This is a genomic window from Nocardiopsis sp. NPDC055551, assembly GCF_053619415.1.
The window spans coordinates 179,638-192,665 of sequence record NZ_JBSHJJ010000008.1; the positions used below are offsets into that span (position 1 = coordinate 179,638).

11 protein-coding genes are annotated in these 13,028 nt (G+C 69.6%); 7 read left to right on the plus strand and 4 right to left on the minus strand.

Going from position 1 to position 13,028, the window contains the following annotated elements; all coding sequences use genetic code 11:
• Positions 1-72 precede the first annotated feature (72 nt).
• The 4 genes from zwf (at position 73) to ACWGSK_RS16430 (ending at position 4,848) form a co-directional block, all read left to right on the plus strand.
• Positions 73-1,554: a glucose-6-phosphate dehydrogenase gene (gene zwf, locus ACWGSK_RS16415; RefSeq protein ID WP_358508463.1), complete on the plus strand. Its 1,482-nt coding sequence runs from the start codon at positions 73-75 to the stop codon at positions 1,552-1,554.
• Positions 1,551-3,368, plus strand: coding sequence for a phosphogluconate dehydratase (edd, locus tag ACWGSK_RS16420; protein WP_358508461.1), 1,818 nt, complete (start codon positions 1,551-1,553; stop codon positions 3,366-3,368). The genes zwf and edd overlap by 4 nt, the downstream gene beginning before the upstream one ends.
• 63 nt (positions 3,369-3,431) lie before the next feature.
• On the plus strand, positions 3,432-4,070 hold the full coding sequence (eda, locus tag ACWGSK_RS16425) for a bifunctional 4-hydroxy-2-oxoglutarate aldolase/2-dehydro-3-deoxy-phosphogluconate aldolase (RefSeq protein ID WP_358508460.1): 639 nt from the start codon (positions 3,432-3,434) through the stop codon (positions 4,068-4,070).
• Positions 4,071-4,329: 259 nt separating this feature from the next.
• The gene (locus ACWGSK_RS16430; RefSeq protein ID WP_358508459.1) at positions 4,330-4,848 is read left to right on the plus strand and encodes a thioredoxin domain-containing protein; all 519 of its coding nucleotides are present in this window, start codon (positions 4,330-4,332) and stop codon (positions 4,846-4,848) included.
• 196 nt (positions 4,849-5,044) lie between these two features.
• Here the strand turns inward: ACWGSK_RS16430 and ACWGSK_RS16435 are convergent, their stop codons facing one another.
• The gene (locus tag ACWGSK_RS16435) at positions 5,045-5,458 is read right to left on the minus strand and encodes an NUDIX hydrolase (RefSeq protein WP_358508457.1); all 414 of its coding nucleotides are present in this window, start codon (positions 5,456-5,458) and stop codon (positions 5,045-5,047) included.
• A 73-nt stretch (positions 5,459-5,531) separates the two neighbouring features.
• Positions 5,532-6,101, minus strand: coding sequence for a DNA-3-methyladenine glycosylase I (locus ACWGSK_RS16440; RefSeq protein ID WP_358508455.1), 570 nt, complete (start codon positions 6,099-6,101; stop codon positions 5,532-5,534).
• A 126-nt stretch (positions 6,102-6,227) separates the two neighbouring features.
• Here ACWGSK_RS16440 and ACWGSK_RS16445 point away from each other — a divergent pair, with 126 nt between their 5' ends.
• Both ACWGSK_RS16445 and ACWGSK_RS16450 read left to right on the plus strand, forming a co-directional pair.
• The gene (locus ACWGSK_RS16445; protein WP_358508453.1) at positions 6,228-6,797 is read left to right on the plus strand and encodes a GNAT family N-acetyltransferase; all 570 of its coding nucleotides are present in this window, start codon (positions 6,228-6,230) and stop codon (positions 6,795-6,797) included.
• Between the two features lie 236 nt (positions 6,798-7,033).
• Positions 7,034-7,423 (plus strand): VOC family protein, encoded by a 390-nt coding sequence (locus ACWGSK_RS16450; RefSeq protein ID WP_358508451.1) that lies wholly within the window; start codon positions 7,034-7,036, stop codon positions 7,421-7,423.
• 63 nt (positions 7,424-7,486) lie between these two features.
• On the opposite strand, the gene ACWGSK_RS16455 is transcribed toward ACWGSK_RS16450, so the two are convergent.
• Together ACWGSK_RS16455 and ACWGSK_RS16460 are read right to left on the minus strand one after the other, a co-directional pair.
• Complete coding sequence (locus tag ACWGSK_RS16455) at positions 7,487-9,229, minus strand: ABC transporter ATP-binding protein (RefSeq protein WP_358508449.1); 1,743 nt, start codon at positions 9,227-9,229, stop codon at positions 7,487-7,489.
• A complete protein-coding gene (locus tag ACWGSK_RS16460; protein WP_358508447.1) occupies positions 9,226-11,064 on the minus strand; it encodes an ABC transporter ATP-binding protein in 1,839 nt (612 codons plus the stop codon). The genes ACWGSK_RS16455 and ACWGSK_RS16460 overlap by 4 nt, the downstream gene beginning before the upstream one ends.
• 293 nt (positions 11,065-11,357) lie before the next feature.
• Between ACWGSK_RS16460 and ACWGSK_RS16465 the strand changes: the two genes are divergently transcribed.
• On the plus strand, positions 11,358-12,923 hold the full coding sequence (locus ACWGSK_RS16465) for an ABC transporter substrate-binding protein (RefSeq protein WP_358508445.1): 1,566 nt from the start codon (positions 11,358-11,360) through the stop codon (positions 12,921-12,923).
• The last annotated feature ends 105 nt before the right edge of the window (positions 12,924-13,028 follow it).

Sequence of the window (13,028 nt, forward strand, 5' to 3'; positions counted from 1 at the left end):
AAGTCCTCGGACCCGCGCCCCGGCACCCCCCGATCACACCTCTCCTCCCTCCCTCTCGCAGGAGCCGACCGAATGCAGCAGCCCGTGCCCCGCCACCCCACCGACCTGGTGGTCTTCGGCGGAACCGGCGATCTGTCGATGCGCAAACTCCTTCCCTCCCTCTACCTCCTGGACCGTGACGGTCACCTGGACGAGGGGACACGCGTCATCGCCGTCTCCAAGGACGGACTGACCGACGCCGACCTGCGCGACAAGGCGGCCTCCGCGGTACGTGGCCACAACGCCGTCCAGGTGGTCGAACCCGAGGTCCTGCGCCGCTTCCTGGGGCGTCTCCGGCACGTCACGGTGGACGTCGGCGGAGACCCCTCGGGCTGGACGCGTCTGACCGAGGCGCTCACCTCCGGCCGGGACCGGGTCTTCTACCTCGCGGTGCCGCCGATGATCTCCGGCGCCATCTGCCATGGCCTGCGCGACGCCGACCTGGTCACCCCGGAATCCCGAGTGGTCATGGAGAAGCCGCTGGGCCGCGACCTGGTCTCCTCACAGGTCGTCAATGACGAGGTGGGAGCGGTGTTCGACGAGTCCCGCATCTACCGGATCGACCACTACCTGGGGAAGGAGACCGTGCAGAACCTGCTCGTGCTGCGGTTCGCCAACGTCTTCCTCGAACCCCTATGGAACTCTCGCTGGATCGACCACGTGCAGATCACCGTGGCCGAGACCGTCGGCGTCGGCGGCCGTAGGGGCTACTACGACTCCTCCGGTGCCATGCGCGACATGGTCCAGAACCACCTGCTGCAGCTGCTCTGCCTGACCGCGATGGAACCGCCGTCCAGCTACGACCGCGACGCCGTCCGCGACGAGAAGCTCAAGGTCCTGCAGTCCCTCAAACCCGTGGCGGGGGACCAGGTCGCCCGGCACATCGTGCGCGGGCAGTACACCCGCGGAGAGGTCCAGGGAGAAGAGGTCCTCGGCTACCTGGACGAGGCGGGCGGGCCGCCGACCAGTGACACCGAGACCTACGTGGCCCTGCGCGCCGAGGTGGCGAACTGGCGGTGGGCGGGCGTCCCCTTCTACCTGCGCACCGGCAAACGCATGGCGAACGCCGACTCGGAGATCGTGATCCGGTTCCGGGACGTGCCGCACACGATCTTCCCCGGCGCCGGTACGCCCAGCGACGCCGGCTCCCTCGTCATCCGACTCCAGCCGGACGAGGGCATCCACCTGACCATGCTGGCCAAGACACCCGGCGCCGGAGCGCTGAGGTTGCGGCCGGTCCCGCTCGAACTCAGTTTCGCCGACACCTTCGCCACCCGCTCACCCGAGGCATACGAGCGGCTGCTGATGGACGTGTTGGCCGGGGACTCCACCCTCTTCATGCGCCGCGACGAGGTCGAGGCCGCATGGCGATGGGTGGACCCGATCATCCAGGCCTGGGACGACCTCGGTGTCGCCCCTGAGCCCTACCCCGCCGGAAGCGCCGGCCCCGCGGGCGCCGACCGGCTCATCGGCCGCACCGGCCGTACGTGGCACGAAGAGGAGAGAGCCCGATGACCGCGCACCCCGACCTCCACCCTGTCGTCGCAGAGGTGACCCGCCGCCTCGCCGACCGCAGCGTCGACACCCGATCGGCCTACCTGGAACGGATCCGTGAGGCCGTGAGCAAGGGGCCGGCCCGTTCCTCGATGGGTTGCGCCAACCTCGCCCACGGGTTCGCCGCCTGCGGTGTGGGCGACAAGCTCGCCCTTTCCGGGGACGTCACCCCCAACCTGGCGATCGTCTCCGCCTACAACGACATGTTGTCCGCGCACCAGCCCCTGGAGTCCTACCCCGCGATCATCAAGGCCGCGGTGTCCGAGGCCGGCGGCGTCGCCCAGTTCGCGGGTGGTGTCCCCGCCATGTGCGACGGCATCACCCAGGGCCGTGAGGGCATGGAACTGTCCCTCTTCAGCCGCGACGTGATCGCGATGGCCACCGGCGTGGCGCTGTCGCACGACATGTTCGACGGGGCGCTCATGCTCGGTGTGTGCGACAAGATCGTGCCCGGCCTGCTCATCGGCGCACTGTCCTTCGGGCACCTTCCGGTGGCCTTCGTGCCGGCCGGCCCCATGGCCTCGGGGCTGCCGAACCAGGAGAAGGCGCGGGTCCGACAGAAGTTCGCCGAGGGACAGATCGGGCGCAAGGAGCTGCTCCAGGCCGAGTCCGCCGCCTACCACTCACCCGGCACCTGCACCTTCTACGGCACCGCCAACTCCAACCAGATGCTCATGGAGGTCATGGGCCTGCACCTGCCAGGCGCCAGCTTCGAGCAGCCGGGAACCCCGCTCCGCGAGGCCCTGACCAAGGAGGCCGGGCGCCGCGTACTCGGCCACACCGCGTTGGGGGAGGAGCACACCCCGCTCGGTGAGCAGGTCGACGAGAAGGCCATCGTCAACGCGGTGGTCGCGCTGCTGGCCACCGGCGGCTCCAGCAACCACACGCTGCACCTGGTGGCGATCGCCCGCGCCGCCGGTATCCGGCTCACCTGGGACGACTTCGCGGACCTGTCCGAGGTGGTGCCGCTGCTCACCCGCATGTACCCCAACGGTGCCGCGGACGTGAACCGGTTCCACGAGGTGGGCGGCATGGCCTTCCTCATCGGGAGCCTCCTCGACGCCGGTCTGCTCCACGAGGACGTGCACACCATCGTCGGCCCGGGACTGGACCGCTACCGTCAGGTGCCCCGCCTGGACGAGAACGGTCTGACCTGGGTGGACGGGCCGAAGGACAGCGCCGACAAGACGGTACTGCGCGGCGCGGGCGACCCCTTCGCCCCCGACGGCGGTCTGCGCATGCTCTCCGGCAACCTCGGCCGTGCCGTCATCAAGGTGTCGGCCGTCGACCCCGAACGGCGCGTGATCGAGGCCCCCGCCAAGGTCTTCGCCGACCAGGCCGAACTGCAGAAGGCCTTCACCGCGGGAGAGTTGACCGGTGACTTCGTCGCGGTGGTGCGCTTCCAGGGGCCGCGTGCCAACGGAATGCCCGAGTTGCACAAGCTCACCCCGCCGCTCGGGGTCCTACAGGACCGGGGCCAGAAGGTGGCCTTGGTGACCGACGGGCGTATGTCCGGGGCCTCCGGGAAGGTGCCGGCCGCCATCCACGTGTCCCCGGAGGCGGAGGCGGGCGGTCCGTTGGCCAGGATCCAGGACGGCGACCTCATCCGGCTGGACGCGGTGAACGGCACACTGGAGGTCCTGACCGACCTGGAGGGCAGGGAGGACGCTCGTCCCTCCGTCGACTCCTCGGTGGGCACCGGGCGTGAGCTCTTCGCGGCTCTGCGCGCAGCGGTCGGCCCGGCCGAGTCCGGCGCCGGCGTCTTCGGTCACTGAGGAATCCGCGCGCCGGGGACCCGCACGACCCCACCCGTACCGAACCTGTACTTGGAGAAGCACATGACGACCGTTCCCCGCTCCGGTGAGGACCTGTTCGCCCTCGCCCCGGTCATGCCGGTGGTGGTGCTGGAGAACGCCGAGGACGCGGTGCCCGTGGCCCGCGCACTGGTGGCGGGCGGCCTGCCCGGCATCGAGGTCACCCTTCGGACACCCGCCGCGCTGGACGCGATCGAGCGCATCGCCGAGGAGGTGCCCGAGGCGGTGGTGGGCGCCGGCACGGTGGTCTCCGCCGACCAGGCCGACGCCGCCGCGAAGGCGGGGGCGCGGTTCCTGGTCAGCCCGGGGTGCACCCCCGACCTGGCGCGCGCCATGTCGGACACCGGGCTGCCCTCGCTGCCGGGGGTGGCCACGGTGTCGGAGGCGATGACCCTTTTGGAGTCGGGCCTGACCGCGCTGAAGTTCTTCCCGGCGGAGGCGTCGGGCGGGGCACGGTTCCTGAAGTCCCTGGGTGGACCGCTGCCGCAGGTGCGCTTCTGCCCGACCGGTGGGATCACCCTCCAGAGCGCGCCGGACTACCTCGCCCTGCCGAACGTGGGCTGTGTGGGCGGGAGTTGGTTGACCCCGACCGACCTGGTCGCCGGGGCCCGTTGGGACGACATCACGGCCCTGGCCCGCGAGGCCGCCGCGCTGCGTTCCTGAACCTCGATACCACGGACCTCGATACCGCGGAGCGCACACCGCCGACCGTCGCTGGGAAGCCGACGGTCGGCGGTGTCATGTCTCGGTGCGAAGCGGATCTTGATGCCGGACAAGGGGCATGAAAGCGGATAAGTTTCGTGGAGGGGGTGCCTGAACGCTCCGTAACGGGCATACTGCACTGCATTCACTTGCGTCACTATCACGTGACTCCGTGACCACCCCCCGATCCCCCCATCGAGGTGCAGACATGGGCGCGACCATGAACCGCGTTAACCTGACGACCGCCGCGTTGACCCTGGCGCTATCGGCCTGCGGATCCGAACCCGAGGACACCGTGGACACGATCGACTCCGGTGCCGAGACCACCCCCGAGGTCCACCGGGCCCTGAGTTTCACCACCACGACGACAGACGGCGCCGAGTTCGAGGGTGAGTCCCTGACCGAGTCCGACGCCGTCCTGTGGTTCTGGACCGCGGACTGCGAGGAATGCCCGGGCCAGGCCTCCGTGGTCTCGGCCGCCGACCGGGTGCACGAGGACATCGACTTCCATGGCGTCGTCGGTCGTTCGGAAGAGGAAGCCGCCCTCCTCTTCGAGACCGCACACGGGATCGACGACATGACCAACCTGGTCGACGAGTTCGGCACCATCTGGGGTGGCTTCGAGGTGATCAGCCCGCCCTCGTTCGTCTTCCTGCGATCCGACGGCACCCACACCACCGTTCCCGGCGCGATGAACGTGGACGAGCTGAACGCCGCCATCGAGGACGAACTCACCTGAGGGCCCGACCCGCCCTCGGTCGTCGGTCGGAGCGCGGGAGTCCACGAGCGCACAACCCCGTCCAAGACCCGCTCCAGACCCAAGGAGAACTCGTGGTCGGGGCCGTAGACCGCCCGGTGTGCCCGGCCATTCGGCGGCGGGAACGGGAGGGAGGGGACCGGGCGGGGCCGGGTCCGGTAGGGCGGGCCTCACGGGGTCAGGAGGTGGTGGTGCGGTGTCGGTGGAGGATTTCGAGGACGAAGCCGGGGACGAGGAGGGCACCCCACCGTTCGGGAGCGACCCAGTCGAGTCTTTGGCCTTCGGTGAGGGTCAGGGAACGGGGATCGCCCTCCCAAGTGGCGGAGAAGAAGGTGAGGTGTTGCCCGGAGCCGTTGACGTCGGGGGCCTCGCAGAACTCGGTGAGTCCTTCGACGGTGAGGCCGGCCTCCTCCTGGAGTTCGCGGACGATCGCCTCGCGCGGGGCCTCCCCTTCCTCGCAACCACCGCCCAGAGTGCTCCAGTGGCCGGGCCAGGCGATACCGGGAATGTCGTCGCGCAGGTGCAGCAGATATCGTCCGGCGCCGTTGGTGATGATGGCCATCGCGCCGTGGGTGGCAGGAGCGGTCGTCATGTCGCTCACGCTAGGCCACGGGACGTCGCGAGGCCCATCCGGTGGGCGGGAGCGTTCGTCCCGAGGACGGTGGTCAGGGTTTGGCCGGACAGCCCACCAGGTGATCCTCGACCACGCCGGTGGCCTGGAGGTAGGAGTACGTGATGGTGCCGCCGACGAAGGTGAACCCGCGCCGCTTGAGGTCGCGGCTCAGCCGGTCGGCGAGCGGGGTGGTCACCGGAACCTCCTCGGGTGTGGTCCAGTGGCCCACCACCGGGGTGCCGTCCACTCGGTCCCACAGGTAGGCGTCGAAGCTTCCGAACTCCTCGCGCACCCGTAGGAAGGCCTGGGCGTTGCGTACCGCCGAACCGACCTTGAGCCTGTTGCGGATGATCCCCGGGTCCGACAGCAACCGGTCCGTTTCGGTCTGTCCATAGCCGGCGATCCGATCGAAGTCGAAACCGTCCATCGCCCGCCGATAGTTCTCGCGCTTGTTCAGCACCGTGGCCCAGGACAGGCCGGCCTGAGCACCCTCCAACACGAGCATCTCGAACAGGTAGCGGTCCTCATGGGAGGGTCGCCCCCATTCGCCGTCGTGGTAGGAGGTCATGAGCTCGGAGGTGGTCCGGGCCCAGGAACAGCGCGGATCGTCGACGTCGGGCACTGGGGCTCCTCATTGGCTGGTCGATGCGGGGCACGTCCATCGTCCCCGAGATCGACGACCATCCGACACGTGGCGCGTTCGGTAAAACACGTTGAGCCGTTCGTCGGAGGCAGCGAAGATGCTTGGGTGACGAACACGAACGCCGGGACCGTACCGACCGGCGCCCCTCGGGTGCGCCTGGTGGAGATGACCGAACCCATCCTGGTCGCCCTGAAGAAGGGGGACGTCTCGACCGCCGGGAGACTGGTGGGCGCGGAGTTGGGGCCGCACTTCGCCGAGAAGGAGATGCTCTGGCTCAGCGGCTACCGGCTCGACCAGCTACGGGCGGTACCGGAGCGTGCCGGTTGGTTGACCAACGTCGTGGTGGACGCCGACGACGGCGGGGCGGTCGGCCACGCGGGATTCCATGGACCACCGGACGAGCGCAGAAGTGTGGAGATCGGATACTCCGTCGTGCCGGAACTGCGGCGTCGGGGTTACGCCCGGGCGATGGTGGTGGAGCTGCTGCGGCGGGCCGACGCGTCGCCGGACGTGATGACGGTACGTGCCGCGATCAGTCCGGACAACGTCGGATCGCTCGCCACCATCACCGGCTTCGGCTTCGAAAGGGTCGGTGAGCAGTGGGACGAACGTGACGGACTGGAGTACATCTTCGAGCGTTCCTCACCCTTGCCGGAGGAATCGACTCGGGGGTAGCGTTCCCCTAATTACCTCGACATCAAGACAATCACGGTTTCGCCTCGACACCCTCGGAGGACGCACGTGAGTGCCCTGGAGATCACCGAATTCAGACGTGTCCACCGGCGAAAAGGGAACGCGGACTCGGTAGCCCTGCGCGGCGTCACCCTCGACATTCCCGAAGGCGAGACGCACGGGCTGCCGGGACCCAACGGCGCGGGCAACGGAACCCTGGACCGAACCGAGAGGAACGTATGACGACCCCCGACACCTCCACCGCACTCGGCTTCGGTCTCCACCATGTCCAGATCGCCCTCCCGCCAGGTGGTGAGCAGGACTGCCGTGCCTTCTACGTGGGCGTCCTCGGCTTCGTCGAGATCCCCAAGCCCCCGGTTCTGGCGGCCCGCGGAGGCCTGTGGGTGCGCGCCGACGCCCTGGAGATCCACCTGGGAGTCGAGAAGGGGTTCGCCCCGCAGCGCAAGGCGCACCCCGGCATCCTCGTGCGTGAGATCGACACCCTCGCCGAGCGGATCACCGCAGCCGGACACGAGGTGACCTGGGATGACGCCTTCCCCGGTTATCGACGTTTCTACGTTTTCGACAACAACGGCAACCGGCTGGAGTTCCTCAGCCCGCGGGAGTGAGCGCGAGTACCCGCCGCTCGGGCCGGGAAGCGACGTCCGGCCCGAGCACGCGTCCTCGAATCCTCAGTCCGTGCCGTGCCAGGATGACCACAGGGACGCGTACGCACCACCGGCGGCGATGAGTTCGTCGTGCGGCCCGATCTCGGTGATCCGACCGTCCTCCACCACCGCCACCCGGTCCGCGTCGTGCGCCGTGTGCAGCCGGTGCGCGATCGCGATCACCGTCCGGCCCTCCAACACCGCCGCCAGGGACCGTTCGGCCGCTCGCGCCGTCCGCGGATCCAACAGTGAGGTGGCCTCGTCGAGCACCACCGTGTGCGGGTCGAGCAGCACCACCCGGGCCAGCGCCACCTGTTGGGCCCTGGCCGGGTCCAGGTCCGCGCCACCCGAGCCCACCGGGGTGTCCAACCCCTCGGGCAGCTCCCGGACCCAGTCGGCGTCCACCGCGTCCAACGCCGCGAGCAGCCGGGTGTCATCGGCGTCCGGGGCGGCGATCGCGACGTTCTCCCGCAACGAACCCGTGAACACGTGGTGCTCCTGGTCGACCAGGACGACGCGTTCGCGCAGCACTCCGGGGGAGAGGTCGCCGACGGGCACCCCGCCGACCAGTACCCGGCCCGAACCGGGCACGTCCGCGCCGGACAACAGCCGTCCGATGGTGGTCTTGCCCGCCCCGGAAGGACCCACCACCGCGATCCGCTCACCGGGGCGGATCTCCAGGTCGATGCCGCGCAGTACGTCGTGGCCCGGCACGTAGGCGTAGTGCACGTCCACCAGTTCGATCCCGTCGCCCTCGGGCTCGGGGCCGGGCCCGGTGGACTCCTCCGGTAGCCGCTGGACACCGCGCAGCCGGGCGAAGGACGCCGTGGCCCGCTGAATCTCCTCGACCCACTGGGTCAACCGGATCATCGGGTTCACCGCCTGCTCGATGTAGAGCAGGCACGTCACCAGGGCGCCCAGTTCGATCCCGCCGTCGAGGTAGACCAGACCGCCCACCAACAGGGCGATGGCGCTCGGCATCATGAAGCCGCTCTCGGTGACGGGGAACAGGACCGTGCGCAGACGCAGGGTGCCGCGTCGCGCCCGGTACAGCAGCCCCACGTCCCGTTCGGTCACCTCGATCCGATCCCGCTGAACGCCCAGGCCCTCCACCGTGCGCCCGCCCTCGGCGGTGGCGGACACGTTCTCCAAGGTCCCGGACAGCGCCGCGCCCTCCGCCAGGTACGCCCGCCGGGATCGTCGCAGGTACCAGCGGATCACCGGGATCACCAGCGGGATCGAGATCACGAGGCACGCCCCCAGCAGCGGGCTGATCCAGAGGATCGCGCCGAACAGCACCACGAGCTGGAACACGTACAGCGCGATGTCGGGGAGGGCACCGCGCAGCGTCTGCCCCACCGTCGCCACGTCCGCCGAGGCCCGGGTGGTGAGGTCGCCGGTGCCGGAGCGTTCCACCACCCGTGTGGGCAGCGCCAACGTCCGCCCGACGAAGTCCTCGCGCAGTCGCCGTAGGACGTGTTCGCCGAACCGATAGGTGGAGCGACGCGCGTACCGGGTGAGAACGAGTTGTGCGCAGGCCGCCACCACCACACCGGCGGCCATGAGGTCCACGACGTCCAGGGTGGCGGTGCCGTCCTCCACCATGTCGATGATCAGCCCCAGCAGGTAGGGGCCGACCAACCCCGCGGCGCCCGCGAGCAGGGTCAGGACCACCAACCGGGTGACCCGTCCACGTTCGACGCGCAGCAGTTCGGCGGTGTCGCGGCGTACCTGGGTCCGGTCGGCGACCGGGAGCCGTTCGCTCATGCCCCGGCCTCCTCGTTCCCCTCGTGGGCCCGGTGCTTCTCGATCTCCCCGGCCTCCTCGTCCGTGTCGTGTCCCGAGGGGTCCTCCTCGTCGGCACCGCGCAGAACCAGGGCCCGGTAGTCGCTCCTGCTCTGGGCCAGCTCCCCGTGCGTGCCGACGGCGACCACCTCCCCGTCCAGGAGAAGGACGACGCGGTCCGCCCGATCGAGCAGCAGCGGTGAGGTTCCCACGACCACGGTGGTGCGCCCGGAGCGTGCCTCGTGGAGACGTCCGGCGATCGTCGCCTCGGTGTGCGAGTCCACCGCCGAGGTGGGCTCCACCAGCACCAGGACCTCGGTGTCGGCGAGCAGGGCACGGGCGAGCCGGATCCGCTGGCGCTGCCCTCCTGAGAGGTTGCGTCCCTGGGGTTCCACCCATGAGTCCAGGTCGTTCGGCATCGCGTCGACGACGTCGTCGGCGGCGGCCACGTGCAGTGCCTCGCGCAGTTCCGAGTCGGCGTGGCCGCCGTGCGGATCCAGGACCTCGCGCAGTGGACCCGCGAACAGGTAGGCACCGTTGTCGCTGAGCAGTAGGCGTTCGCGGACCTCGGTGAGCTCCACGTCGCGCAACGGGACCTCGCCCCAGAGGACCTCCGAGTCGATGTAGCGGCACAACCGGTCCGCGACGGCGGCCGCCTCCTTCGGGGACGCGGAGACCAGGGCCGTGGTCGTGCCGGGCACGACCCTCACCCCGGAGTCCGGATCCTCCAGACCGGACCCGGGCACGGGACCCGGTCGATCCACCCCGCTTCCGGCCAGCGGCGGCTCCAGTTCGAGGACCCGTAGCACCCGTCGGACCGAGACCAACCCCTGGGTGACCCCACTGGCGCCCTCGATCAGGAAGAACACCGGCACGATGAGGATGGCCACGTACGCGTAGACCGCCACGGTCTCGCCCACGGTGATCTGCCCGGCGACCGTCAACCGGGCAGCCACCCAGGTCACCACGCCCAGGAACACCACGGGCAGACAGGCGCTCACCGCGTGGAACCAGCTGGTGGTCTCGCTGACCCGATACCCCTGATGGAGCAGGGCCCCGGACCGCTCTTCGTAGCGGCGGGCGAAGTGCTCCTTGCCGCCGATGCCGCACAGCACTCGAAGCCCGGACACGATGTCGGCGGCCAGCGCGGTGGTGGCGCCCTGGTGTTCGCGATAGGTCCGCTGACGTCCCTGCAACCGACCGAGGAGGGGCCCGACCACCAACGCCAGCACCGGGACACCCAACACCACGATCGCGGCCAACGGCGGCGACATGGTGAAGAGCAGGATCGTGACCCCCGCGTACCCGAGGACCGCTCCGACCCCGGGTCCGGTCATGGTGAGGATGTGCGCGATGAGGAGCACGTCCGAGGCCTGGACGGTGGACAGCTCCCCTGAGGTGACCCTCCGGGCCAGGGAGGAGCCCAGTACGGTCGAGTGCCGGGTCACCACGCGCATTGTTCGGTGCGCGGCGTCCATCCGCACCATCGACATGGTGCGGTGCCGCAGGATCGACAGGGTCGCGTTGAGGACGGTCACCACCACCAGGACCGCCACCCACAGGACGAGGGCACCGGGGTCCCGAGCCCTCAAACCGTCGTCGATGGCGCGGGCCAGCAGGTACGGCGGGACCAACAGGGCGCCCATCCACAGGGTTCCGTAGAGGGCTCCGCGCAGCACCCGCCAGGGCTGACAGGAGATGAGCCACCACACGAAGCGTGCCGAACCGCGAAGGTCGGGTGCACCGGTGGGAGGAAGGGCGGAACGGGGGAGGGGCAGGCTTCCCCAAGGGCCGGGGACGTTCGTCGTCTGGGCCAATCGGTCCTCCTGGAGGGGCCTGTGGGCCTTCATCGAATCAGAGGCCGGGCCCGGGCCGTACCCCAGGGTGGGAGACGTCCGAGAGAGACGTGAGGGGGACGCGCGCTTCGAGTACGAGGTCTCCGTTCCCCCTCTCGTCCCCGATTCGAATGGTGATTCCGGTGATTTCGGCGCCGAGCTGAGACGAATTCGTATAACGCCTGCGTCACGAATGGCCGAGATACTCATATATCGACTGAGAACGCGCATTATAAGTCGTTGGCGAGCCGCCGAACAGGATGAGGTGACCACAGATGGCCGACCCGGCCGACGAAGGCGGCGGGAACAGGAGGAGGATCCTGCTGCTGGGCGGTGCGGCGGCGTTGGTCCTCGTCGTCGTGGCGACCGCCCTCATGGTGGGAGACCGTTTCACCTGCGGAGGCCCGGGCAGCGGCGTTCGGCAGATCCAGGGCGAGTGCGTCGGTATCACGGACGGCTCCTTCGAATTCGCCGACGAGTTCGAGCATGTCTCCGGGCTCATTCGGGCCGAGAACGAACGTGTCGACGCCCTCGCCGACGGGCAGCCCATCGTCCGCGTCGCCTTCCTGGGCACCCTCAGCTTCGAGGAGGTCGGCCCGATGGACCCGACCCGGATGCGCGGAGCCCTGGAGGGCGCCTACACCGCGCAGATCCGCGCCAACGACACCCGCGCCTACGGTGACCCCACCCCCCAGATCCAGCTGGTCCTGGCGAACATGGGCGGGCGGCAGGGGTCTTGGGAGCCGGTCGTGGAGGACCTGGTCGCCATGGCGCAGGACGAGGAGCGCCCCCTCGTCGCCGTCACCGGTCTGGGGGTCAGCATCGAGTCGACCAAGAGCGTCGCGGAGGAACTCCACCGGTACGACATCCCCATGGTCTCCTCCGCGGTCACCGCCGACGGGCTCGCGCACGGACCGGAGGGCATCGACGACGCCGGCGACGAAGAGAACCCCGCCTTGCCCGGGGTGATCCGGGTGGCGCCCAGCAACAACGAGTACGTCAAGGCGCTGGGGACCTACCTGGAAGGTCTCGACGAACCCGCCCGCGCCGTCATCGTGCACGACCAGACCGAACCCGACCTGTTCGTCTCCACCCTCAAGAGCGCTTATGACGAACACCTGAGCGCGTACACCGAGGGGCGCTCCGTCCAGACCTACAGGGGCACCACCGTCGGTGACACCCCGCCCGCGGGTCTGTTCTCCGACGTGTCCGGCAACGTGTGCGCGACCGACGCCGACACCATCCTCTTCGCCGGACGCGCACCCGACCTGGACGCGTTCCTGGACAGCCTCAGGTACAGCGTCTGCGATCGCGAGATGCGGGTCCTCTTCGTCTCCACCGGGATGAGCATGCTCAACCAGGAGGAGGAGATGCGGATCGTCGAGGAACAGGACATCACGCTCGTTTACGCCACCGGCCTCGACCCGCGCTGGAACGACGCGCCCGCCGGTTCCCCGGGCGTTCCGGAGGGTTACCCGGCCTTCCGCGACGCCTACCGGGAACACTTCGGCGAGCACGACACCGACCTCGAACGGCTCGCCAACGGCTACGCGCTCGTCAACCACGACGCCGTGGCGGTGGCCGCCGCGGCCATCCGGATGACCAACGAGCAGGGCAACGAGCCGGTGGCACCGAGGGCCGAGGCCGTCCGGGACCGGCTCATGCTGCTCAACACCCGCAACAGCCAGGTCACGGCGGGTGGTGGCACGCTCAGCTACAGCCCCGAGAGCGCGGGCGATGCCATCGGACGGTACGTTCCGATCGTCGAGCTGCCGTTCGACGCCGACGCCGAACCGAAGCCGGAACCGCACGTCATCGCCGGAGGGGAGAGCGCGCCCTGAGCCACCGTTCGTGGCGGCGTCATCCCTCCTGAGCGGAGAGTGAGCGTGTGACACGCGGCGGGACGCGCGATAGAACAGCACGGACGTCCCCGATGCCGTGATCCG

Excerpts from the sequence above, each read along its gene's own strand:
- zwf (WP_358508463.1), top strand. The coding sequence starts at position 73 with ATGCAGCAGCCCGTGCCCCGCCACCCCACCGACCTGGTGGTCTTCGGC.
- edd (WP_358508461.1), top strand. The coding sequence starts at position 1,551 with ATGACCGCGCACCCCGACCTCCACCCTGTCGTCGCAGAGGTGACCCGC.
- eda (WP_358508460.1), top strand. The coding sequence starts at position 3,432 with ATGACGACCGTTCCCCGCTCCGGTGAGGACCTGTTCGCCCTCGCCCCG.
- ACWGSK_RS16430 (WP_358508459.1), top strand. The coding sequence starts at position 4,330 with ATGAACCGCGTTAACCTGACGACCGCCGCGTTGACCCTGGCGCTATCG.
- ACWGSK_RS16435 (WP_358508457.1), bottom strand. The coding sequence starts at position 5,458 with ATGACGACCGCTCCTGCCACCCACGGCGCGATGGCCATCATCACCAAC.
- ACWGSK_RS16450 (WP_358508451.1), top strand. The coding sequence starts at position 7,034 with ATGACGACCCCCGACACCTCCACCGCACTCGGCTTCGGTCTCCACCAT.
- ACWGSK_RS16455 (WP_358508449.1), bottom strand. The coding sequence starts at position 9,229 with ATGAGCGAACGGCTCCCGGTCGCCGACCGGACCCAGGTACGCCGCGAC.
- ACWGSK_RS16465 (WP_358508445.1), top strand. The coding sequence starts at position 11,358 with ATGGCCGACCCGGCCGACGAAGGCGGCGGGAACAGGAGGAGGATCCTG.